At 40.6% G+C, this 24,097-nt stretch carries 23 protein-coding genes and 2 pseudogenes; 18 read left to right on the top strand and 7 right to left on the bottom strand.

What is annotated here, in order from left to right; genetic code table 11:
- Positions 1-44: 44 nt before the first annotated feature.
- Positions 45-2,924: a TonB-dependent receptor domain-containing protein gene (locus BIW53_RS13220; RefSeq protein ID WP_175442139.1), complete on the bottom strand. Its 2,880-nt coding sequence runs from the start codon at positions 2,922-2,924 to the stop codon at positions 45-47.
- Positions 2,925-3,411: 487 nt separating this feature from the next.
- On the opposite strand from BIW53_RS13220, the gene BIW53_RS13215 reads away from it, so the two are divergent.
- Complete coding sequence (locus tag BIW53_RS13215) at positions 3,412-3,831, top strand: DUF4177 domain-containing protein (protein ID WP_070992485.1); 420 nt, start codon at positions 3,412-3,414, stop codon at positions 3,829-3,831.
- A gap of 162 nt (positions 3,832-3,993) precedes the next feature.
- Here the strand turns inward: BIW53_RS13215 and BIW53_RS13210 are convergent, their stop codons facing one another.
- The 4 genes from BIW53_RS13210 to BIW53_RS13195 form a co-directional block, all read right to left on the bottom strand.
- Positions 3,994-5,856, bottom strand: coding sequence for a choice-of-anchor I family protein (locus BIW53_RS13210; protein WP_070992621.1), 1,863 nt, complete (start codon positions 5,854-5,856; stop codon positions 3,994-3,996).
- Positions 5,857-6,095: 239 nt separating this feature from the next.
- The gene (locus BIW53_RS13205) at positions 6,096-6,689 is read right to left on the bottom strand and encodes a hypothetical protein (RefSeq protein WP_070992484.1); all 594 of its coding nucleotides are present in this window, start codon (positions 6,687-6,689) and stop codon (positions 6,096-6,098) included.
- 529 nt (positions 6,690-7,218) lie between these two features.
- Positions 7,219-8,490: an HlyC/CorC family transporter gene (locus tag BIW53_RS13200; RefSeq protein WP_070992483.1), complete on the bottom strand. Its 1,272-nt coding sequence runs from the start codon at positions 8,488-8,490 to the stop codon at positions 7,219-7,221.
- Between the two features lie 61 nt (positions 8,491-8,551).
- Entirely contained in the window at positions 8,552-9,358 is an 807-nt protein-coding gene (locus tag BIW53_RS13195) for a cytochrome C assembly family protein (protein WP_070992482.1), read from the bottom strand.
- Between the two features lie 165 nt (positions 9,359-9,523).
- Here BIW53_RS13195 and ffh point away from each other — a divergent pair, with 165 nt between their 5' ends.
- Entirely contained in the window at positions 9,524-10,906 is a 1,383-nt protein-coding gene (gene ffh / locus BIW53_RS13190; RefSeq protein ID WP_070992481.1) for a signal recognition particle protein, read from the top strand.
- A gap of 255 nt (positions 10,907-11,161) precedes the next feature.
- On the opposite strand, the gene BIW53_RS13185 is transcribed toward ffh, so the two are convergent.
- Complete coding sequence (locus tag BIW53_RS13185; RefSeq protein ID WP_070992480.1) at positions 11,162-12,136, bottom strand: integron integrase; 975 nt, start codon at positions 12,134-12,136, stop codon at positions 11,162-11,164.
- A 241-nt stretch (positions 12,137-12,377) separates the two neighbouring features.
- On the opposite strand from BIW53_RS13185, the gene BIW53_RS13180 reads away from it, so the two are divergent.
- Positions 12,378-12,731, top strand: coding sequence for a hypothetical protein (locus tag BIW53_RS13180; RefSeq protein ID WP_070992479.1), 354 nt, complete (start codon positions 12,378-12,380; stop codon positions 12,729-12,731).
- Positions 12,732-12,850: 119 nt separating this feature from the next.
- Entirely contained in the window at positions 12,851-13,303 is a 453-nt protein-coding gene (locus tag BIW53_RS13175; RefSeq protein ID WP_070992478.1) for an FxLYD domain-containing protein, read from the top strand.
- Between the two features lie 52 nt (positions 13,304-13,355).
- On the opposite strand, the gene BIW53_RS20700 is transcribed toward BIW53_RS13175, so the two are convergent.
- Positions 13,356-13,565 (bottom strand): hypothetical protein, encoded by a 210-nt coding sequence (locus BIW53_RS20700; RefSeq protein WP_139158852.1) that lies wholly within the window; start codon positions 13,563-13,565, stop codon positions 13,356-13,358.
- Between the two features lie 322 nt (positions 13,566-13,887).
- Here BIW53_RS20700 and BIW53_RS13165 point away from each other — a divergent pair, with 322 nt between their 5' ends.
- The 14 genes and pseudogenes from BIW53_RS13165 (at position 13,888) to BIW53_RS13095 (ending at position 23,605) form a co-directional block, all read left to right on the top strand.
- Positions 13,888-14,334: a hypothetical protein gene (locus BIW53_RS13165; RefSeq protein ID WP_070992476.1), complete on the top strand. Its 447-nt coding sequence runs from the start codon at positions 13,888-13,890 to the stop codon at positions 14,332-14,334.
- 106 nt (positions 14,335-14,440) lie between these two features.
- On the top strand, positions 14,441-14,752 hold the full coding sequence (locus BIW53_RS13160; protein ID WP_070992475.1) for a hypothetical protein: 312 nt from the start codon (positions 14,441-14,443) through the stop codon (positions 14,750-14,752).
- Positions 14,753-14,869: 117 nt separating this feature from the next.
- Complete coding sequence (locus tag BIW53_RS13155; protein WP_070992474.1) at positions 14,870-15,292, top strand: hypothetical protein; 423 nt, start codon at positions 14,870-14,872, stop codon at positions 15,290-15,292.
- 1,047 nt (positions 15,293-16,339) lie between these two features.
- Positions 16,340-17,878 (top strand): annotated as a pseudogene (locus BIW53_RS13145) (transposase).
- A 265-nt stretch (positions 17,879-18,143) separates the two neighbouring features.
- Positions 18,144-18,464, top strand: coding sequence for a hypothetical protein (locus BIW53_RS13140; RefSeq protein ID WP_139158851.1), 321 nt, complete (start codon positions 18,144-18,146; stop codon positions 18,462-18,464).
- Positions 18,465-18,604: 140 nt separating this feature from the next.
- Entirely contained in the window at positions 18,605-19,012 is a 408-nt protein-coding gene (locus tag BIW53_RS13135) for a hypothetical protein (protein ID WP_139158850.1), read from the top strand.
- A 363-nt stretch (positions 19,013-19,375) separates the two neighbouring features.
- Positions 19,376-19,558 (top strand): annotated as a pseudogene (locus BIW53_RS13125) (transposase); the annotation flags it as partial.
- A gap of 121 nt (positions 19,559-19,679) precedes the next feature.
- On the top strand, positions 19,680-19,970 hold the full coding sequence (locus BIW53_RS20545) for a YkgJ family cysteine cluster protein (RefSeq protein ID WP_084228159.1): 291 nt from the start codon (positions 19,680-19,682) through the stop codon (positions 19,968-19,970).
- 190 nt (positions 19,971-20,160) lie between these two features.
- Positions 20,161-20,643, top strand: coding sequence for a GNAT family N-acetyltransferase (locus tag BIW53_RS13120; protein ID WP_070992468.1), 483 nt, complete (start codon positions 20,161-20,163; stop codon positions 20,641-20,643).
- Between the two features lie 416 nt (positions 20,644-21,059).
- Complete coding sequence (locus BIW53_RS13115; RefSeq protein WP_070992467.1) at positions 21,060-21,686, top strand: LysE family translocator; 627 nt, start codon at positions 21,060-21,062, stop codon at positions 21,684-21,686.
- Positions 21,687-21,746: 60 nt separating this feature from the next.
- Positions 21,747-22,109, top strand: a complete 363-nt coding sequence (locus BIW53_RS13110) for a hypothetical protein (RefSeq protein ID WP_139158849.1) — start codon at positions 21,747-21,749, stop codon at positions 22,107-22,109.
- Between the two features lie 57 nt (positions 22,110-22,166).
- Positions 22,167-22,397 (top strand): hypothetical protein, encoded by a 231-nt coding sequence (locus BIW53_RS13105; RefSeq protein WP_070992465.1) that lies wholly within the window; start codon positions 22,167-22,169, stop codon positions 22,395-22,397.
- A 288-nt stretch (positions 22,398-22,685) separates the two neighbouring features.
- A complete protein-coding gene (locus BIW53_RS13100; protein ID WP_139158848.1) occupies positions 22,686-23,231 on the top strand; it encodes a hypothetical protein in 546 nt (181 codons plus the stop codon).
- Between the two features lie 95 nt (positions 23,232-23,326).
- A complete protein-coding gene (locus tag BIW53_RS13095) occupies positions 23,327-23,605 on the top strand; it encodes a DUF6868 family protein (protein WP_217495714.1) in 279 nt (92 codons plus the stop codon).
- The last annotated feature ends 492 nt before the right edge of the window (positions 23,606-24,097 follow it).

The raw sequence follows: 24,097 nt of genomic DNA, 5'->3' as shown, positions 1-24,097 counted from the left end.
GAGGAGGGAGCCTCCCTGTGCTTCAACTTGATTAATTAATGTCGTTAAAATTCCCAGTTAACACTGGCAAAGTAGGTTCTACCAAATGTGTCGAACAGGCCGCCACTGGTGCCTGTGTAGTAGCTACCGCCACCAATGTAGGCTTCTGGCATTTGTGGCGTTTCTTTATCAAACACGTTATTGGCACCTACATTAATACGTAATTGCTCATTGATGTTGTAAGACGCTGTTAAATCGGTATACATCATGGTCGGTGTTTCATGAGGCGTAACGATAGATGCGGTATAGGATTCTCTACTGCGTTGTTTGCCCACATAGCGAGTAGAGGCTCCGATACGGAAGTCATCATTTTCATAACTTAAGTTAATAGTGCCTTTCCAGCGCGGGTGAGCAAACAAGCCAACGGTTGGTTCCAAATCTAGCGTTGGGTCGGTTTGAATGTCTCGCCTGATCAGTTTTTGCACTATGGTGTTCATCGTGAACTCACCACCTAGCGCATCAAACTTATAATTGGCAATAATATCTAAGCCGCTGGTACGGCGTTGGTTTAGGTTAAGGGTTTTTAGATTAACATGAGTGATAATACCATCTGGTTGACGCGTTAGTAGCGCACAGAACTGATTATCAAGTGAGCTTTGCTCAACACAAGCGTCAACAACCGTAGAAACGTTAAAGCTGCTAATCAAACCTGCCAACTTTATGTCCCAGTAATCGAAAGTGAGCTCAAAGTTTTCTATAGCTTGAGGGGTAATCACTAGACCTGCTGTTAAGGTATTGGCGGTTTCTACATCTAACTCTTTGTTACCAGAGGTAAGAAGCGTACCGGGTTGATACCAGCGAATATCACTGGTGGTGATACCATCTTCGTTTTTAAAGACGTTGACGCCGAGCTTTTTACAGTTTTCAACCACATGAGCTTCAGCTGTTTGGATCCGAGTCTGGCTACATGGCTGGTACAACCACGCAAACCCTTCACCTTCAGAGGTAAACTGTTCGCTAATATTTGGCGCTCGCGCTGAGCGAGAACGAGACACGCGTACTGTTAAATCGTCTATTGGCTGCCATGTTGCGCCGACATTCCAACTGGTGTTTTGGCCGGCTTCACTATAATGTGCTGAACGGGCAGACAAATTCATATCCAGCTTTGACGCCATAAACACATCTTTGAGCAACGGAATGTTGGCTTCAACAAATACGTCTTTCACGTCGTATTCGCCCACTACCGGGCGAGAAACACCATAGCTTGCGCCATAACCTTCTTGAAGTGCTTCTGAGGGGGATGTTGCACCACTTTCTTTTCGGTATTCAGCACCTAATGAGACAGCAATCGGGCCTGCCCAACCTTCGAACAAGTCGCCACTGGTGTTAAAGTGGACCACTTTTTGAGATTGCTCCTGTGAAGAGGTGTGCTCAAGGTCAATGTAGCTGAGCACTTCTTCAGACATAGGGGTGAACACATCGTGGGGAACACAGTTACTATAATCGTTACCAGGAATTGGTGCCGCAGTGCTATCAATGGTTGCACGACAAACCGCATTGCCATTCTCGTCTCTTACTGAATCTAAACTTGCCTGCCAGCGATCTTCATAATAGCTGTTTATGGTTGTTTCATCTGCGGTGGCTTTACCGTATTGAGCGTAAAATTCCCATTGCCAGTTGTTCGAGAACTCACCTTGAACAGCCGCTACAATCTGAAATAAATCTCGGCTGTAGTCACTGCCTTGGCGACCCATTTCTGTAAAGTGTCGGGCGATAGGCAGGTAGTACATTTCGTTCTGATCCATCAAAGCGCCGAGATCTGAACGAATGAAGGCGTTGTCTCTGGAAAGTGGCACACTGCCATATACTGAGTGTGGAAACATACGAGACTCTGACTCAGTTTTTACATATTTGGTATCTAGTGTGAGGCGGTGGCCAGAATCAAATTCATAGTTAATGGTGTTATTAAACATGGCCTTTTCTACAGGCACGCGCAATCGTTGGAACTCGTAGGCACCAAGCTGCTCACCGCCTTCGTCGGTTTGTATGCCAGTTAAACCATTTTCAGGGCGGTATAACTCACCGCTTTTACCCAGTTTTACAGGGCGCATAGAGCCGTCTGCATTGAAGGTATATGCCACGCCACCAATAAATACTACAGTGGTTGGGCTGGCAGAAATGGAGTAACGTCGAGCCATGATGCTGTTTGGAATATCATCGTGTTTGGTGATTTCAGCAACTTCTTCAGAGGTCTTGCCTTGTGCCAGCAGCTTCAGTTTTAAATCAACGTGCTCAGGGTTAGGCAAGTATTGCCAGTTTGAGTTGGTGTATGGTCTGTCTTTGGCATTAATTTCAGCTTCTTTGTTATATGAAAAGTAGAAGGTGGCATTACCCTTGTTATTATCAAAATTTAAACCATGAAGGAAGTTAAAGCCGTGCTTCTCACCATCAGAGCGTGAAGATATACCCGCTGATACGTTTAGCTTAGAGCCAACATAATCTGTTTTGGTGATGATATTAATAACACCTGCCACCGCATCGGCACCATAAACCGATGAAGCACCGCCAGTGAGTACTTCAATACGCTTGATAAGCCCAGTTGGAATTGAGCTGATATCAACCGTACTTTCACCAGGAATAGAACCAACATGACGACGGCCATTGACCAGTGTCAGTGTGCGTTTAGCGCCTTGACCACGTAAATCTTGAGTACTTACACCCGCACTGCCGTTGTAGTTACTGGTAGCTGAGCTTAAACCTGGGGCCATTGAAGGAAGCTTGTTTAGCAATTCAGCAATATCTGTTGCGCCACTGGCAGCAATGATGTCTTCTCCGATAACAGTAACAGGAGAAGGGGAAGTTGCCTCAATACTCAACAAGCGGCTACCCGTTACGGAAATACGTTCGACTTTGTCTTCGCCATTTTCATCTGCATTTGCTTGCACGCAAGTGGTTGATAAAAAAGAGCATACCCCTAAGAGGCTGAGAGTTATTTTATTGATTTTTTGCACGGTTTTTTACTCTTTAGTTGTTGTCACTGGCGCTACCTTATTACAGTTTTATATATGGGAACACAGATTGGAATGAATACAATATTCATTAATGTGGATTAATGTTTACGATTAATTTACTATTGCGTCCCATAAATCGGTTTTTATGTTTTGAGTTTTCACTCTAAGTTAGTGTTTGCTCGCATTTGTGCTTTTTTGAGTGAGTATTGTTGAGTATCGTGCACTTTTAATACGTAGATATCGCGCGGGTTTCATGGGTTTTTATTCTGTGTAATTGAATAAATAACCTTGTGGGGGTGTTTCCTACTTCATCTGTTGTATCTGTGCTTTGAAAAAATGTCGTAAAAGTGTCGGCTAAATTTTTGTGCTCGCCTGTATCGAATTCTAGACAGTGTGCGCAAAGAACAAGTTGTAAAAAATTATGAAAATAAATGCAAAGCAGGTTATTCAGTTGCGGCGTAGTAGGTCTTGGTCTCAGGTGCAACTGGCAGAACATACAGGGTTAAACTTAAGAACGATTCAACGCATTGAAAATGAAGGGGTTGCATCAATGCGTTCAAGCAAGGCTCTGGCTGCTGCTTTTGATGTGGAGGTAGACTTACTCAGTGAGTATGAGGAGCCAATACAGTATGAGTTTAAGGTGGTGGAAATAGAATTTGATACCCGAATTGCATTAGATTTTAATAAGCCTCTAGCGTCTGAGCTTAATGCTGTTTTGAACAAACATGGACAGGCTGGTTGGAAGCTGGCTCAGGTGATCTCACCAGATAAAATAATGGGTGCCTATGCAGTGCCAGATAATAAGTTGTTGGTTATTATGCAAAGAGAGGTTTTGGCATAATGTTTTCAGGTTAACCAATGGAAAACTTACAGTCGGTATATTGCTAGCTCCTGTGAGAGTCTCCTTAAGGACTAGACTCAATATTTGTTTTTTGTATGCCCAGTGCTCTCATACTGTTGTATGCGTGCACTGGGCAATGATAGGGTTAAAGTGGCTATGAGACTAGTCTTTAAGCGCCACCTGCCACACGGCAACTGACCCTGATATTTCGTTGCCGATAATCAATAGCGGCTTGCCAGTAGCGCTTTGCTCAGCACTGACGAATGTCATTCCTTCTGGTGCTAAATCCCCTGAGATCTGCGCGTCTTCTGTCAACCCACGGTTATAAAAGTAGTCTGCAAATTTTACGTCATATGGATTGGTGATATCGTATACCATTACACTACCCATGCGCTCTAAACCCACAAATGCAAACAGGCGCTCACCGATATTACCAAGAGCCAGTGCTTCAGGTTCTGGGCCTTTGGCGTCGGAGCGAGTATCGCCTTCGTTAGAATCTTCATCGTTGTTGAACGCATCGCCATGGATTGCGGCAGTAATACGTTCAATCTGATCGCCAGAATCAAACACAACTAGACCATTGCTGTCCCAAATGGTAAATGAGCGCGCACCATAGGTATAAAGTTGCTCGTACTGCCCGTCATTATCTGCATCGCCCTTAACCGTGGTTACTTTTAAACGACCAATGTCATCATTGTCGTTGTTCAAATACGAAAAGTTGCTGGCTAAGGTTAACTTTTTAGCGCGGCTTTCATCTACATAAGCAAGGCAGCCGTCGTCCTCGTCATAATCTAACCCGCCTTTAGCCAAGCAGTCCGCTTCGTCGGTTGTATTAAAGAAATACTCACGACCATCACCTTCGTTGGCGCTGACGATAAAGTTCGCCCCTTTCCAAGTGAAGCTGGTGATAGTGTCAGGTTGGTACATGCCATATAGACCAGAATATGAGCGAAAGTTTATTTTACCGTCTTTGTCAGAGGCATCCATGGTTAGGTTTGACCAATCCTTAAAGCCAAGACCTAATAACTTTACGCTGTTGTCGGTTAAATCAACCACCGCCATGGCATTGTTCTCTTGGATTGATACATAGGCATAACGATTGTCTTTGGTGATGGTTACATACTCTGGTTCTAAATCCATCGCGACGGTTGTATTGATCAACTTGCCATTAATGGTGCGTCCAGTTGGATTGGCGAATACCATGCCTTGTGCTTCAAGCTCAGCCTGTTTGTCGTTGAAGGCTTTAAAATCAATATGTGTCGCCGTGTTTGCGACTATCCCATTGGTAATATTGATAATACTAATTGTACCTTCAGGGTCAACACTGTAATCGCCAGCGGGTTCACCTTCATTGGCAACGACAACTTTCGTACCATCGTGATTAAAAGTCACCATATCGGGTAGGGCACCAGCCTCAACATTTTTTAAAAATACAGGGGTATCACCAGAGATATCATAAAATGCAATATGACCCGCTTCACCAGTGGTTTTTGCGGCCATCGCGACGGCTAGCAATTGGTTGTTATTATCGATTGCGATGCTATTGGCATCACCTGGGGTATGTTGGTTTAAATTAATGGTAAGGGTGCTGTTTAAATTCGTGGTAGTGATCACATCATCACTGTTTTTAGCCAGAGCAGCGCTATCAAATGTCGTTGCAGGTAACACTTCTACCACTGCGTTTTCGCCTGAACTGTTGATTGCATAGATCCACTTTTTAGACGCTTGGTATGCAACAATCTCTGCAGCACCCTCTGGGCTTTGTGAATTGAGTACGGCGCGGCCAACCAATTGAATATCAAGTAAACGATTGGCATTTTTACCATCGGAGCCATTTTGTCCATTCAATCCATTTAATCCATTCTGACCATTGTCGCCCTTGTCTCCTTTATCACCTGCCATGCCTTGTTCACCGATAGGCCCCTGTGTGCCGGTTTTACCATCGTCGCCATCTAGCGAACAGCCAGACAAAATAGCGGTGATAGATATGGCGATGAGAGTATATTTTAATGAGTGCTGCAACATGTTTGACCCTTTAATTGTGATTGCTTTAAAAAGGGAATAGTCAAACATAAATAGATGACTTAGATGTGACTGTATTCTTTCAATTTTATTGTTTATACCGCAATAGTTTTTGTTTGGATAACCGTGGTAGCTATGTGAACTGTAATATAGGGACGATATTTTAGTGGCAGATCTTTTACAAAGAGTGTGAGGCATAGGCGTAACCTAGCATTAAGAGGTTACGCCTCATCAAGAGAGTGTTACATTGGGCCTGTGTACCAAAGCACGTATACATGGCCTGAAGCCAGAGAGTAATTGTACTCACGACCACCTGCAGCGTACCAGCAGTGACCATTTACTAGTTTACCCGTCATGTAGTTACCGTGACCGTCTTTGACACCACACACGTACATAGGATAGCCACTGTCTCTGCCGCTTTTAATCAAGTATTTACCCGGGTGGAATATATTGCTCTCTAAGTCGACACGAGTGTTTACTTGTTCCCACTGTATGTAACTTGGGTGTACCTCGAGAATTTCGAAACTGTTTTGTGGTTGCGCATATTCTTTACCATACGATGGTACATAGCAAGTGCCGTTAATGTATTTACCCACTAACTTGCCACGGTCGCGGCAAACATAAACATTTACGCCATTTTCGGTGCCTTTATCGAAGCGAACGGTATTGGGCGGAAGTGGATCTGCACCATTTATTGTATTCCATAGACAACGAGCATTATGACCTGAATATTCATTGTCTTTACACTGAGCATATTTGTAATCAGTTGCAAACGCTTGTTGTCCAAATAGTGCTGTGCCCAGTAATAACGCAGACGTTAAGATTTTATTTTTCATTGTAACTTTCCTTATGAAGAATTAATAAAGTGTGTCGCTCACTCGTTGTGTGAGCTGATAGCCATTGTTATTGAGGTGGTAAAAATTACGAGAAAAACACTGTAAAAAAACGGTAACAATAACTTTTACTTTTATAACCTTATGATTAAATTGCTTATTTTTTATTGGAAAGGCGTTTTGTTCGTTTAAACTTTTAATAAATAGGTAGTTAGTGTGCTTGTATTGTATTGCGTGTGTGTTTTTAGGTCAGCCAATATATCGGCGCGACCTTTTGGCTAGCTTCGCGAATTGCACAGACACAACGCAAGGAAGCGAGTTAAGTCGTCGCTATTTTAAATATAGCTTTGTTTGAAAGGCAGATGTTAATTGCTTGCCTTAAACCATAATCAATCGGCTAGGCGGCTTTTATTAAATGGTGATAAGTGATGAGTGATAAGTGATAAGTGATAGTCACTATTTGGCTGTTATTTAGCTTAAAACGAGACAATAAAAAGCCGAGCTAAAGCTCGGCTAAATATTGAACATAGTGCTAGATTTGGTGTTTTTTACCAGGCATAACCTTTACTAGCTTAACCATATTCTCTTTTAGTTCGACGACTTCCATAGGGTAGCCTGAAACAATCAAGCTCATAGGCGCATCGGGAATATCTTCAAGATGCTCTACAATCAAGCCGCTAAGTGTTTTTGGGCCTTCGGTCGGCAGCTCCCAGTTCATCTCTTTGTTGATATCTCGGATATTAGCAGCGCCATCAACCAACACTGAACCATCGCTTTGCACGTTCACTTCGTCGCTGGCAGCGGGGGTTTGTGTAGTGGTAAAGTCGCCAACGACTTCTTCAAGAATATCTTCCAATGTCACAAGACCTTGAATATCACCGTATTCATCAACCACTAAGCCAATACGCTCTTTGCTTTGTTGGAACTTTAATAGCTGAGTGTTCAGTGAAGTATTTTCAGGAATATAGTAAATCTCGCGTACAGCTCGCAGTAGTGAGGGCTTATCAAACTGCTCTTTGGTCAATAATCGCAACGCATCACGGGCATGAATAAAGCCTACAGCATCATCGATTTGATCGCGATACAACAACACTCGGGTGTGTTGTGCATTGGTCAATTGTCTTGAGATGTCTTTCCAGTCATCGTTGATGTCGATTGCATTGATCTCATTACGCGGGATCATGATGTCTTCAACGGTAACTTGCTCTAAATCTAAAATGGAAGTTAGCATGTTCTGGTGGTTACTAGGTAACAACGCACTAGATTCATTTACCACAGTTTTGAGTTCTTCTTTACTGAGGCTATGTTCTGCAATTTGCTTATTAGAAATACCAAATAATTTGAGCATTCCATTGGTGATCCAGTTTACTGTGATAACCAGCGGGAATAGTACTTTTAATAAGCCCTTTAGAATAATAGAGCTTGGGAAAGCGACTTTTTCAGGATATAACGCTGCGAGCGTTTTAGGTGTTACCTCGGCAAAGATCAGTACCACTAGGGTGAGTACAAAGGTTGAGATTGCAATCCCCATGTCTCCGTACAAACGCAAGCCGATAATCGTTGCGACTTGAGCCGCGGCGATATTTACTAGGTTGTTACCGATTAAGATCAGGCCGATAAGCCTATCGGGACGTCGTAGCAACTTGCTAACGCGTTTAGCTGCACGGTGGTTTTGTTTCTCGAGGTGACGCAGTCGAATACGGTTTATTGACATGATCCCCGTTTCAGAGCTAGAAAAATAGCCCGAGATCATGATTAGCAAGCCCAATATAATGAATAAGGTGCTTGTAGATATGTCGTCCAACAGTGGATCCCTTTCTTTCTTACGAACGTGTATTAAGCGTTAGCCAGCCCAAAGAGTCAAGTTAAAACTTGCCTAGGATGACTTCTTGAATAAATCGGCTACCAAAATAGGCCAGTGTTACCAGCCCTGAGGCAACCATAATTGAAAATACTACAGATTTACCACGCCAACCAAATTGGTGGTGCCCTAAAGTGACGCCTGTAAAAACGACCCAAGCTGCTAAAGAGAGCACCGTTTTGTGAATGAATTCTTTGGCGAACATGCCATCTAGGAACACAAAACCTGATAACAAAGCTAATGTTAGTAGCGCGGTTCCAATGGTTAATAGTTGATACAGCTGCCTTTCAACTTGCATCAGCGGTGGTAAATGGCTGTGCATAATCGCAAGGTCTTTGTGTTTTAAACGGTTATCAATGTAGAAAAATTGTACAGCGTACAATGTGGCGATAATCAGTACGCAATAAGCTAATAATGACAACGAGATATGTATCACCAACCCCAAATCAACATTAATGGTTTGCATTACAATATGATGGGGAATAAATAGGCTAGAGGTTAGCAAGATCGCGGCGAAGCCATACACCACAGGTAACAGTAAAGTGGCAGGAAGTTTTAACGACACCGTAGTGACGCTGACAACAATAACCCAGCAGGTCAACAATGCAACGTTTACCGTGCTTAAGTCTTGTCCTTCACTGGTAAACACTGAGTTCACCAACAGCAGCATATGCGCCAAAATCGCCAGCGTACTGAGAACAATCGTCAGTTTTTGATTCGGCCCTTCTTTATGGAATAGTCTTGATAAAACGTGGCCGGTTGCAAGCACGTAGAACAGACTGGCGAATAAAGACAAGCTAATAATCAACATCAAAGTGTGCCTAATAATAAATTTCCTTTGTAAAGCTATTGTATTTTAAGCATTGCTGCTTGCATAGAGTTTCTAAAAAGAAACTTTGTCTGCACTTGAACACTGTATTAGTAGGGGCCATATCAGTATAATGTCGAGCAATTACGATTTATTGGAACCTAATACATGTTTGAAAACCTCCAGGAACGTTTAGGTAAAACGCTTAAAAACATCAGCGGCAGAGGCCGTCTAACCGAAGAAAACATTAAAGAAACACTGCGCGAAGTACGGATGGCGCTGCTTGAGGCCGATGTCGCTTTACCTGTAGTCCGTGAGTTTGTTAAACAAGTAAAAGAGCGCGCAGTGGGCGTTGAGGTAACAAAAAGCCTAAGCCCCGGCCAGGTTTTTATAAAGATTGTTCGTGAAGAACTTGAAAAAGCCATGGGGGAAGCCAACGAAGAGCTAAACCTAGCGGCTCAGCCGCCAGCGGTTGTCATGATGGCGGGCTTACAAGGTGCGGGTAAAACCACCAGTGTGGGTAAACTTGCGAAGTTCTTAAAAGAGCGTAAGAAAAAGTCGGTGTTAGTGGTCAGTGCTGACGTATATCGTCCTGCGGCGATTAAACAGCTTGAAACCCTTGCCAGTGAAGTTGACGTTGAGTTTTTCCCAAGTGATATCTCACAAAAGCCAGTGGATATTGCAACGGGGGCGATTAGCCACGCTAAGAAAAAGTTCATTGATGTAGTGCTTGTGGATACGGCGGGTCGTTTACACGTTGATAACGACATGATGGATGAGATCAAAGCGCTGCACAGTGCCATCAACCCGATTGAAACACTATTCGTTGTTGACTCGATGACCGGTCAAGATGCTGCAAACACAGCTAAAGCCTTCGATGAAGCTCTACCGCTTACCGGTGTTATTTTAACCAAAACTGACGGTGATGCGCGCGGTGGTGCAGCGTTATCAATTCGTCATATCACTGGTAAACCCATTAAGTTTATTGGTGTGGGTGAGCGTACCGATGCGCTTGAACCATTCCACCCAGACCGTGTAGCGTCTCGTATTCTTGGTATGGGTGACGTATTGTCGCTTATCGAAGAAGTTGAGATGAAGGTCGATAAAGACAAAGCTGCAAAAGTAGCGGAAAAAGTCTTTAAAGGTGACGGTTTTACATTAGAAGACTTTGCTGAACAGCTACGCCAAATGAAAAACATGGGCGGTATGATGTCTATGCTTGAAAAGCTGCCGGGTATGAATAACTTACCTGATGCAGTGAAGGGGCAGGTGGGGGATAAAGCGTTCACTCAAATGGAAGCCATTATTAACTCTATGACGCCTAAAGAACGTGCACGCCCTGATATTATCAAAGGGTCTCGTAAAAAGCGTATCGCGGCAGGTTCTGGCACCCAAGTTCAAGACATCAACAAGTTGCTTAAGCAGTTTATGCAAATGCAAAAAATGATGAAGAAAATGAAGGGTAAAGGCGGCATGATGAAAATGATGCGCGGCATGAAAGGCATGTTACCACCGGGCATGATGGGCGGTGGCGGTGGTCCGAAGTTTTAATCTTTGATTGTTTAGTAAAAGCCCAAGCAAGATTGAGCTAGTACAGCTTAAGAGACCTTAACCTTGGTCAGGAAGACGACATGTGTATCTTTACAATGTCGTTTTCCTAATTGGTCTCGTCACTGTGAACCTGTCTCGTTATTCTGAACCTTTTTCGTCATTCTGAACTTGTTTCAGAATCTCATAATCTTAAACAAATGACATCAAGCTATTATGACCTGTTTTTGGGAACCTGATGCAAAACTTGGCAGCTTGTTAAGTCGGTATAGATAAATGTGACAAAGGACTCACCACACCTTGTCCGCCTTGCTGGATAACATGGGTATAGATTTGCGTTGTGCGAACATCACAATGGCCGAGCTGAGCTTGTACGGTTCTTATATCTGCGCCGCTTTGCAATAAATGTGTTGCGAACGAGTGGCGTAAAGTATGCGGTGTAACCTGCTTGGTGAGTCCAGCCATTAGAGCTGATTTTTTGACAGCTCTTTGTATTTGCTTTTGATCAAGATGGTGTCGGCGAAGTTGTTTTGTTTCAGGGTCTACACTCAGCTTGTGGGATGGAAATAAGTATTGCCAACTTAGCTTTTTGTTGTGGCCTAGGTACTTTTTTCTTAGTTGGTGAGGAAGCCAAACCCCATCGAACAGTGGGTTCTTTAAGTCTAATTCTAGATGGCTTTGAACTAACTGGATTTGATTTCTCAGTAAGTGAGAGAGCTCTTTGGCAAGCGTGACGACTCGGTTTTTACCCCCTTTGCCATCCCAAATTCGGATACAGTGATAGTCAAAGTCAATATCTTGTACACGCAAACGCACGGTCTCCATCAACCTCAGTCCACTGCCGTAAAGTAGTGCACAAGGTAAGTAGTGACGAGAATTACACATTTTAAATAGCGCAGTGACTTCATTTTTGGTCAATACTACAGGCAGTTTTCGGGCTCGATGACTTTTATTAAAATTTAAGTTTAAAGCCAGTGGTGCTTTAAGTATTTCTTTATAAAGGTAACACAGTGCATTTAATGCCTGAGCTTGGGTAGCCTGTGCCACATTTTGTTCATTAGCAAGGTGGCTTAAAAATAACTCTGCTTCAATACTCCCCATTGTACTTGGGTGACGCATATCGTTAAAACGAATAAAGGTGGCTATCCACCTTAGATACGACTCAATAGTGCGCTTGGCATAGCGGCGTGCATACATATGCTCTTGCACCATGGTTAAAAAAGGTGACTTCATAAACAATTCCATTTGTTAAAAGACACTGTTTTTATAGACAGTGGTTTTCTGTTTGTCCAATAACATTATTACGGCCCGTTTTGTCCAATTATGACAAGGGATGTTTTTTGAACACTTTAATGGATTGTTTACATTGGTTTTTCTACGTGTGAAAATTAGCACACGTAATATAGCCCGTTTTGTCTGTTTTTATTCCGACATTTTGGGAGAGAATAAGCTGTTATATGCCTAAAGGGATTTTGTGTTTACATTTCTATATTTGTTTTCAAACTTAGTCGGCTATTTTATTGGCTTCAACTTTGTTTTAAAAAAATTAAAGGTTAGTGAGCAACGGTTAAAAAGAGCTATTTATTTAAGTCTTCTTTTACTCGCTATTCAAATGGTTAGCTCAACAATATGCGAGTTAGTCGCTCTTGACGATCTCGCAGCATTACTATTAACTATCATTTTGTTTTTGGCTGTCATACGAAAATTTTTAGTATTAACTTTGTGGCAAACAATATTAATACCTGTAATTGTTCCAATCATAGGGCAGCTTTGTTTTGTAATTGTTCTGGGCTTAAGTATCAAACTTTTTGGTCCAATTACGGTGTAGTCGGCATATAACAAGTTACTCAAAAGGACGCAAAACGCTTGGCTTGCGCTCCTTCGTCGCTAATTTTAGCCAAGCATTTTACGCCTATTAGTAAGGCGTTATAAGCCTAGGAGAATTTTGTGCCATCTAAAAGTTTTGAGGAAGTATTAAAAGGCTTCTTTTGGGGGCTTGGTTTCTCGCTCTCTGTGATTAGTATAGGCACCGTTTATACATTGAATATGGCGGCGCATGTGGATAAAGGCTTCAAAGAAAGCCTGCAACTAAAAGTTATGAATTCAATAAACGAATTAACCCCTAGCTACGAAGTTAGCTTGTCTGAGATATTCAAGGAAAATGGCAGAGTAAAGATTACTGCAGAATTAAAAAACACTTCAAGCGAAGAGCTTTATGCTGTAGAGGTCATAGCGTCAACTTTCGATTCTAATGGTAAGTTCATTGGTAATTGTACGGGTAAAGGGAATGAAATAACTTTAGCCCCTAAAGAGATTAGCTATGTTGAAATTGATTGTGACTTTTTCAGACTTCAAAGTGAAAAAGTTCATTCTGCTAAAGTTAAAATCAAATGGATATAAATGGCTTATAACAAGTTAATTAAACAATGGACGTAAAACAGCAGGCTTGCGCTCATTCTTCGCTTAGTTTAGCCTGCTTTCCGCCGTTTATTAAGGCGTTAGCATTACACGGAGATTCAGCATCAACCTCAATCAGAAAAGAGTCAACGCTAGGCTCGCTAACTATCCATTTGCTTTGCTGATGTTGCCAATAATTACATTTAGCAACGGGTTTTGGGAGATTGGTTTGGCGTCTGCCATAGCATTTATTCTGTTGTTTCACATTGATCCTGTGTTTAAGTTTTATCGCAGCAAAGTAGCTAAATTTCACAGTTTCATGCTGTGGTCTTTTGCAATTGGAGTAGTAATTTCAATTTTGGCGTTTTACTTCCCAGAAAATTCGGGCAAGTTAGTGGCTCTGTGGGGTATTCCAACTTTTATTTTAAGCTTTAAATTTGTCAGGCAAGGTAGTAAGTTGGTTTATAAGTAATGCTAACAAGCAATTCAACAGGGATAAAAAACTTGCGGGCTATTCGCTTCGCTCAATTTTAGCCCACAATTTTTAACCCGTTAATCGAGCGTTATGTGTAAATGGAAGTTCAGTAGTGAATTCAGAATTTGATAAATATATTTCGAATCTTGTTGCCAATAAAGCAAACTTTCCAGACTCGCTTTTTGAGTTTGGAACTGACCAAAAGCGTTATGAATTAAATCACCCTAAGTCACTTCATGATAGTTGGGTTACTTCTTTAACAATTGCTGAAAATCGAAATAGAAAACGTCCGTTTGATGCTTCGTTATCAATTATTTTAACTCTCCTCGGGCAGCAGCATGATCGTGATATTATTTTAACTTACAGCAATGTTAAGTCCTATGAGTTAATCGGTCATGAAAATGGAATCAATTATAATGATACTTACCACGGTGACGTGTTAACTCATGAAGTATCATTTGAAAATGAGCTATATAAACACATTATCGAGTTACGTTCTGGTTCTATATTCAAAGTACGGTTCACCGAATTTAAAGTTAATGAGTACGTTTACACATAACAAACGCATCAAAAATGACGTCAAACGCTTGGCTTGCGCTCATTCTTCGCTAATTTTAGCCAAGCATTATCCGCATTTTATGCGGGCGTTATGTGCCTAAAGAATTATGACTCTATCAATCGTTGAATCTGGTATATGGTTTTACGCAAATTCAATAGAGAAGCCTGTTGATATAATCAGCCTCAATTACGATTGGTGGTTTGAGCTAGCAAAAGCTGATGATCAATTAGAACCTGACGAAAAACCTGAGCCTTTAAATCAGCTTGGCGTTTTATATTACGTACGCTTTAAGCATGCCACAGAAAGTGACGAGCCTACTTGGCCTGATTCAGTAGGTTGTCAAACAATTGAAGAAGCTAAAAAAATAGCGCAAAGTAAATCACCATCTCAAATAGTGTGGTCTATGGTCGGCACATAACAAGTTACTCAAAAGGACGCAAAACGCTTGGCTTGTGCTCCTTCGTCGCTAATTTTAGCCAAGCATTTATGCGCCCATTAGTAAGGCGTTAGCAATACATGAGAGTTTGGAGTAAAAATGAAAAACGGACTTAAGTTTGGACTAGCTGGATTATTAATTTGTTTAGCTGGTTGTGCCGCCACAACTTATGAAGTTAAAGGCCTTAATTCGGAAAACTCAGCTTATTTAAAAGCTGATTCCGAGCATGAACATGGTATTTTTGTTGGGCTGGATGAACGATTATATATACATGAAATAAATGGTGTTGCTGCAGGTGACTTCATTAAAGGCTACCCTGAGGATGCTAAAATACTTCAAGGGGAAAATGAAGTAAAAGTTGAGTATTGGCATAGTCAAATTAGTTCAAATGGGTGTGTTAAATTTTTTGCCGAAGCTGGTAACACATACATAATTAGGAAAAAACGAGAAGGTATGAGTGTTTATTATTGGGTTGTAAAAGAAGGTAGCGAAAAACCAATCAGTAAAGGCTGTAGCGCATAAAGTATTGCTAACAAGGCAATTATGGATGGGACGTCTAAAGCTTGGCTGGCGCTCATTCTTCGCTAATTTTAGCCAAGCTTAATACGCCCCATATTGCTGCGTTATGTGTAATTTTAACATTGAGCTTTGTTCTACTAAAAATGGATCTTTATGAAGTGTAAAAAGTGTAAATCAGGGATTACCTCCCCAATAGTTAAGACTACAAATGTTGATGGCACTCCAATAACGTCATCATCATGTCCTGTGTGTGGTGAACACTTAGATAGCTCAAATAAACATTGGATTGTATTAGTTATTTTAATTATTGCTCTGGGTGTAGCATCAAAATATTTTTCTTAAATATGGTGTTTCTTTACATATCACAAGGCAATTATGCTTGGGGCTTTAGTATTTCCAGTTAGTATTCAGTTAGTATTTTGCGCCCCATATGTGAAGCGTTAGGTTTTTAGGTGAAATGTTTGAATTCAGGTAACTGGGACAGTGCGCTATTCAAAAGCTTGTTCACCTCGAGTTTATTAATTCCTATCGTCTACTTAACTGAATCATTCCAGCTAAATAGCTTCGAATTATCTGGGCTATTTGGTTTATTTGTTTCTTTTCTGCTTTATATCGGTGTGTTTCTATTGTTCTCACTTGTTGGGTGGTCATTTATAGGTTTTCCTATTCACTGGCTTGCTTGTAAGTTCAATTGCACGAATTGTTTTTACTATGCGCTCGTACCAGCTTCGTTTCTATGTGTAAGCTATTTTACTAATGGGCCTTGGTTATTAGGTTTGATAGCGTTAACTGAAGCTTTACTATTTAGGTACTTTGTATTTAAAATCAAAACATAACAAGTGCCTAAACCAAAAGGACGCGAAACAGCAGGCTTGCGCTCCTTCGTCGCTAATTTTAGCCAAGCGTAATCCGCCCATTAACAGGGCGTTGAGGCTGTAGAATTACTCTTTTTAGGTACTGGATTATTGGTTCTGGGTTGACTGTTTTTTAACCTTGAATCGAGTTGGTTACTGTGATCTAATAGCTATTATTCACTCATGGTAATCTGTTATGGCCAACTACAAGCCAGACTTATCCTGCCAAAATAAATTCATTCCAATCAATTTCGCTGAGCAAATTTTGCCAGGAACCTTTGAATATGCGCTTTGTTATATTGTCGAAAATAAGCTCGACTTATCGGGCTTTGACGCTTGGTATAACAACGACAAAACAGGCGCTGCGGCGTATCCACCCACGGTGATGTTAAAGGTTATTTTACTTGGCTATGCACATGGTTTAATCAGTAGTCGTCGAATTGCTAAAGCGTGTGAAACAAACATTTTATTTATGAGTGTGTCGGGTGATATTCAGCCGCATTACACATCAATAGCGGGTTTTGTGGCTAAAATGCACGAACAGATTGAAGCGCTATTCACACAAGTGCTGATGATTTGTGACGAAGAAGGGTTGATAGGTCGCAATATGTTTGCCATTGATGGCTGCAAGTTAAAGTCGAATGCGAGCAAGGAGTGGAGCGGCACATTCGATGAGTTAGGCCGTAAAAAAGCAAAACTAGAGCGGGCAAGTAAACGCATCATTGAGCGCCATCAAGCACAAGATGGCCTAAGTGAAGAGCTAGTCACTCAGGACTTAAAGCAAAAAGAAAAGCTAGATAAAAGCGCGGCTAAAATCACAAGGTTCCTCGACACACATACAGAAAAAACAGGCAGCAAAGGGAAGCCGGTTAAAAGCAATATCACCGACCCAGACAGTGCAAAAATGACCACCTCCAAAGGTACCATCCAAGGCTACAACGGCATTGCGATAAATGACGATAAGCACCAAATCATCCTGCAAGCACAGGTGTGGGGTTCGGTGGGCGAACAACAAACACTGCCACCTACAGTGACGCAATTAAAGCAGCAGCTTGATAAGTTGAACACGGTTAAACCCACAGACAAACACACAATTAAGTTCACCGCAGACAGCGGCTTTAATAGCGAAGCGAACCTAGAGTTCATGGCGCAAAGTGGCTTTGATAGCTACATAGCCGATAACCAATTTAGAAAACGCAACCCGCTGTTTAAAGAGAGCGAAACCTACGAAACAGAGCAAGAAAAGCGCCGATTAAAACGCAATAAAGGCAAGCCACGGTTATTTACCTCAGACGATTTCCAATATGATGAAGTAACACAAACCTGCCGCTGCCCCGCAGGCAATGAGATGTGGCGAAGTGGTATCAATGTAAACAGCCATCATCAACAATACACACGATTCTGTGGTTACTTAAAAGACTGTAAAATCTGCACTCTGCAACAGCAATGTATGTGAAAACCACCGATAAAAACAGGGCGACAAGTGCAGTTTAAGAATGATGAATCACGCAAAAAAATCAGTTTCATCGACAAAATGAAAGTGAAAATAGATAGCCCCATGGGACGACGACAATACAGCAAACGACTTGGATGTATCGAAACTGTGTTCGGCAACATCACGGTGAATAAAGGGATGAATAAGCTCACATTACGCGGCCAAGTAAAAGTCAATGCACAATGGCAGCTATACTGCCTTGTTCACAATATCGAAAAGTTGCGAGAAAGGGTGTCGTAAGCCAAGAACAACCTGACCCAACAGCTCCGAAACGCCTCTCAAACCACAACAAACCAGCTTAAAAAAACGCCCTAAAATAACAACTCACACCCAACTAAACGATTGAATCAAAATAGAAACTCAGTTATCGTTTGTTGATTACAAAAATAAATTTGAAACGAGTTATTCTACAGGCTCGTTAGGTGAACATGAAATATCAATGAAAACTATTATTTTAATAATTATTATGCTGTTCTCCCCAATTTTGAAAGCTAAGGAAGTTAACTTGAGTGAGTTAGAGAGTGTTTCACAGAACCTACAGTTATTAATTGCGCCTACCAATGAAGATGAATATGAAAAAACTAGAAAGCTATGTAAATGCACCGCAAAAATAGCTCAAGAGAAATGGGAGCCTACGAAGTATTCAGAATTTAGCAATGCACTAAGTGAATATGCCAAACTAGCAAATTCAGTAATGGAAAACATGGAAGAAATGCTTAAAAATGGTCCCCCTAGGCCTTCAGAAACAGTTATATCTGGCATGCAAGACATGGCTGAAATCATAGAGTCTTGTGAAGAAAAGTATGGAATTAGAGTTGAATTCTAGCCAATACTAATAAGTTCACCTAACAAGCGCATCAAAAATGACGTCAAACGCTTGGCTGGCGCTCATTCTTCGCTAATTTTAGCCAAGCATTTATGCACCCCATATGGCGGCGTTATATGCCTTTTGGAAATGGAGTTAAAATGAAACGATTTACAGTCCTAGCAATTTTGTTCTCTTTGGTTGGATGCGGGATGACTACAAAACAGTTTTATGAAGGGCCTCCTTTGTCTAATTCGCAAACTGCCATTTTTAGTATGTGGATAGATAATCCCGAATATAGAGGCGACTTCTTGCCAGCAGACCTCAAAATCAACTCCCAATCAATTAATGGAACTCCATTTGAAACTAACAGTCAGGTTTCGGTTCTCCCTGGGCAATATAGCTTTAAGGTGAAATGTGACTACAAAGGAGCAATCAAACATCATGTATATGACATAGATGCAGAAGCTGGTAAAAACTATGCAGTGATAGTCTTTGCAAAAGACAATGAGTGTCAGTTTAAAAATTTGAATTTGCTCATCAATAACGAAAGATTTGAAGAGTTGTAATGAGGCATATAACAAAACAAATTAACCGGACACATCCTCGATGGCTGATTTTAAGTTTAGCCAGCTCGTCTGTGTCGGTTATTTGAGGCGTTAGGGTTACCGGTAGATGGTATTACAAATAAGTATTGTGATCGTTATTCTAATTGTCGGTTTTTTAGAATTTCTTTTTTATGCGGGTCTTAGCTCTAGGATTGCAACTCAGGAAAAATCATTTGGTATTTCAGGTTTTAAATTCACTCAGTGTTTTGAGGCTTTTACCAAAATATTTAAATGGACATCCACCCCAACTTGAATGTTGGGAAGGGTTGTCTAAGCTTTTAGTTCTTCAAAATCGAATCAATTCTTAAGTTCAAGGAGTGAACGATGGGATTAGCAAGGAAGCGGCAAATCAGTTTGTCAGATACTCCGTATTATCATTGTGTGCCACGCTGTGTCAGGCGCGCATTTCTGTGCGGCGAAGATAAATTCACGGGTAAATCGTATGAACATCGTAGAGGTTGGGTTGAAGAACGCTTGCTGTTTTTAGCGCAAGTATTTTGTATAGATCAAACGATATTTTGCCTATATTTAGGGCGTAATGACCCATAAGAGAAACAATCTCAAAAACAAAGGTTGTTTGTATTGAATTTACGGTATTATACATAATTGAAAAAAATTGTAGTTACTCATGATTATACCAACTAAAAACGTCTATTCATCGGACGTATCTTGTTCAAACTGCGAAGCTTGTTGCTGCCGTCTTGAAGTTATGATTATTTCAGACACGGGTGTGCCGGAGGAGTTTATCGAACGGGACCAGTATGGTGGTGAGACAATGAAGCGATTATACGATGGTTGGTGTGCTGCATTAGATAGAGAAACTTTAATGTGTACAATTTATGAAAATCGTCCTTGGATATGTCGCGAATTTGAAATGGGCTCAAATGAATGCGTAGATGAGCGGGTTAAATTCTTATAAAACAGTTAGTTTGTCTTGCGTCATTCGAGGATTGTTAGCCATGACTATGTATTTAAGAGAGACTCCTACCGCTTGGTGGTTTTGGTTCAAAGTTTGACTTATGTGTTCAATGTAATGGCACAAAAATTTAGCCACCAAATTAAAGGTGATAGGAACAGCGCAACTGATTAAAACTTAGTATGGAGAATAAATGAACGTTGAAGTATTAATTGCTGATTATTTAAATGAAAATCAAGCTGTAGATATTGGATTTCTATTAAATCACTACGCAGAAGATCCTATGGGTGGTGGTTTACCTTTATCAGATTTCACAAAGGATAACCTTGCAAAGGAGTTATCAAAAATTCCTCATGCATTTAGTGTTATTTGCTATGTAGATGGTAAACCAGCAGGGTTAATTAATTGCTTTGAGGCGTTTTCAACGTTCAAGTGCAAGCCCCTCATAAATATACACGATATAGTCGTAGTCAATGAATTTAGAGGGCTTGGAATTAGCCAATCTATGCTGGCTAAAGTTGAGGAGCGAGCTCGAGAAAAAGGGTGTTGTAAAATCACCTTAGAAGTTTTAGAAGGTAATGAAGTAGCTCAAAATTCTTATATAAAGTTCGGTTTTAATGGCTATGAATTAGATCCTAAAATGGGTAAGGCGTTATTTTGGCAAAAGCTAATTTAAACACCAAACGAGTCACTAAAAAAGGAAGTATGAGGAAAATAATAGGGTTATATTATATTGTTGTGATTACAGGGTAATTACTGCAATCTTTGGTTCTGAAAAAGTTACTGAAGAAAAATTTAAGTTTTACTCAAGTGAAACTGCCACTGAAATTAGTTATAGCTCTACCTCTACTTTAGATAATACTGTTGCAATGCTTAAGGCATGTGAGCATGGTGACATTCTTGATGACATAGTGGGGGCGTTACGTCAAAAACTCGGTCGATTGCTGCTATGAGTATGCAAAGTAATCGATTACTAACAAACTATTCAAGTAGGTCTCAAAATAGTTGGTTTTTGCTTCTTCGTCGAGTATTTTAATCAACTATTACTTGCCTCTAACGAGGCGTTAGCACTTAGAATCATTAAGGCGGTTTATGTTTCCATTAGAAGTATTTGTTGCTTATACGCTCGCTTGTTTGCTGTTGGTTATATCACCGGGGCCGGATAACTTGCTCGCTATTGGTCGAGGTTTGAGCCAAGGCCGACTAGCAGCAGTAATGTCAGGTATGTCTTCTGGAGCTGGCATTTTATTTCATGTTATTGCAGCAACCTTTGGATTAACACTTCTAATTCAAACTTCAGAAATCGCGTTTTACGGTGTAAAACTGGTTGGTGCTGCCTATTTAATTTGGTTGGGTGTGAAAGTACTTCGTACGAGAAATTTGTTCTCATTAGAGCCTGTGAAAAAACAGTCTTTGAAAGTTATCTTCTCAACAGGCTTTTTATCAGCTGCGCTTAATCCAAAGCCAGGTATGTTTGTTCTTGCTTTTATACCTCAATTTGTAAACCCGAGCTTAGGGGCAGTGACAACTCAAATGATTGGCTATGGAGTGTGGTTTGCGGCATTAACTGCAATTGGCTTTAGCCTAATGGGGATTTTCTCGTCTCAATTGTCTCAGTGGTTCAAGAATAAGCCTAAGTTGGTGTCAGGGTTAAATGTTGGTGCAGGTGTAACATTCGTTTCTTCTGGGGTAGCAGTGGCGTTTATGAAGCAGCGGTGAGCTGTGTGCTAACGATGCGCTTAAGAGGTATTTTCAACGTTTAGTATCGAGGATAATATTTTGAATAATGAATTAGCAAAGGCAATGACTCTAAAGTCCATCGAAGGTGATCATGTTGGGTTTATGTTGTTATCTGCTGCTTCTGGAGCTGATTGTGGTGAGTGCGTCTTCGTACAGACATCAATTTCTGCCAAAGGGCTTGATAGTGACCTTGGCATGGTAGTGTCAGAACTCAAAGTCGCGGGGGAGCATAAATTCAAGGTTGAAACCTTAGGCGAGTGTTTGTGCATTAAAGTAATGCCAGATGATTTTCCTGATGTTATATTCACTTTGAATCATCAGTTCGTCGGTAGGGTTGATACTGATTTTGATGGCGAGAATGTATGTATAGGTTCATCTGAACCGGCGAAAAAGATAGCATAACAAGTTGACCTTGTTGGCAATACATTAGCCGTATTCGTTAATTCAAAGGAAGTATTTGTGACACACATTAAAAGTATTTGGTTTTGGTTTTCTTTAGTAGTTTGTCCATTTTTGATTGTTTTAGGTGTATTTACCGCTGGTAAGTTACTTGGTCAGTACATGTACTCTCAGCAATTTAGTTTTTCTTCTATATCTATTCTCCAAGTCGGGCTCATATGCGCTGGAGTGTGTGCTTTTTCTGTATTTTTAAATACGTTAAAAGAAGCAAAAATAAGATTTGCAAAATAATATCGCTAATTTTTTACTCAAAAGGATATACAACGCTTGGCTTGTGCTCATTCTTTGTAGCTTATAGCCAAGTATTTTCACCTCCTAGGTGGGAGTTGTATCTTTACCGTTTAAAAACGTTAAAGTTGCAGCTTAAAAATGAGTAGATTAAAAAATATGACAAACTTATTAAGACAACTGGAGATAAAACAGTTGGCTTGTTGCTTGTTCCTCGCTAAAGTTTAGCTAACTATTTTTAAGCCCCCCTTCGGCAGGCGTTAGCTTCCACAATTTACGTAATCAAACACTATGAAAAAAATAATATTATTTGTCCTGACATTATCTCTATGTGCATGTACTTCAATACCTATTTCGACGATGGCGAAAATGGGAACATTTGGCTTGGATGATTTCCAAGCTATAAAATCAGAAGAGATAAGAGTAAAAATCTCAATTCCTGACGGCTTTGTACTTGCTCCAGAAAAAAGCTGGGTTGGAGTTGATATTAATTCATCAGCTGGTACTCATTATGGAGAGTTTAAATTAACAGAGCTTTTACCGCCACAGGCAAGTCAGGAAAGTAGCTTTTTAACGAAGAAAAAGGTAATTGTTTATAGTCTTAGATTTGATCAGACTTCTGAACTAGAATTTAACAAATTGCAGGATTTTCTGTTTAATCGTACAGCGGACGATATAGCGATTAGAGTGGTTCCTAAGCTACAAAGTTACCCTGACACAGCAGAAAGTATCGAGGTATCAATAGATCTGCAACTTTCAGCTGGTGAGGGTTATTTTACACTGGTCGATAAAGCTGAGTTATCGTTAGATAAACTGCGACAGAGGAAAGGAAGCTAACAAGTCTTATTTTGACAAGGACACAAACCGCATGGCTTGTGCTCCTTTGTCGCTAAGTATAGTTGTGTATTTATGCGGCCCAACGTTGAAGTATTATGCTTCAACTTAAAAAATGGATGGATTTAACTATGGTTACGTTAGAGCAAGTTACTGAGTTTTTTGGTTGGTGTGCATTCATAAATATAGTTGTTCTTTGTACAACAACGGTTCTGCTTTTAGCACTAAAAGGAAAGGTTTTACCATTACATGCCAAAATGTTTGATATTCCTGAATCTAAATGTAGCGTTTTGTACTTTAGCTACCTTAGCAACTATAAAGTAATAACGTTGACTTTTTTTGTGGTTCCGTATTTAGCTTTGAAATTACTTGGCTAGAAGCTTTAGTATTAGAAATAATAAAGCGTAATATTATTTAAAGTAGCATGGTTTGGGCTGGGCTCACTAAATGCGTTTGTCATTTGTTCTCTGAATTATATTGTACGGATTGTCATATATATGTCCAACCAAAATTAAATATAGTAATGTTTTTTTTCGGTGATTTTATTTGTATGACTCATGAACCTCTATGAAAGCTTAGTGGAAGCGGTCGTTATGGGGTGATGTTTTTTGAATTTTTTATTTTGATTGGGTTTTCTTTTTTATAATATTTTCTTTGGTTATTTAGCTTGGGTGAATTGATTTAAAATTTAACTTTTTTATTGTTAATTATTAAGAGTGTGTTTTATCTGTCTCAAATAAATTTTATAAACAAATAAAAATGACGCCAACCGCTGGAACGCCAACCGCTGGAACGCCAACCGCTGGAACGCCAACCGCTGGAACGCCAACCGCTGGAACGCCAACCGCTGGAACGCCAACCGCTGGAAC

Source organism: Pseudoalteromonas byunsanensis, from assembly GCF_001854475.1.
GTDB lineage: Bacteria > Pseudomonadota > Gammaproteobacteria > Enterobacterales > Alteromonadaceae > Pseudoalteromonas > Pseudoalteromonas byunsanensis.
Note: the sequence above shows the minus strand (reverse complement) of the source record. Positions and strands in the feature narration are given on the sequence as shown.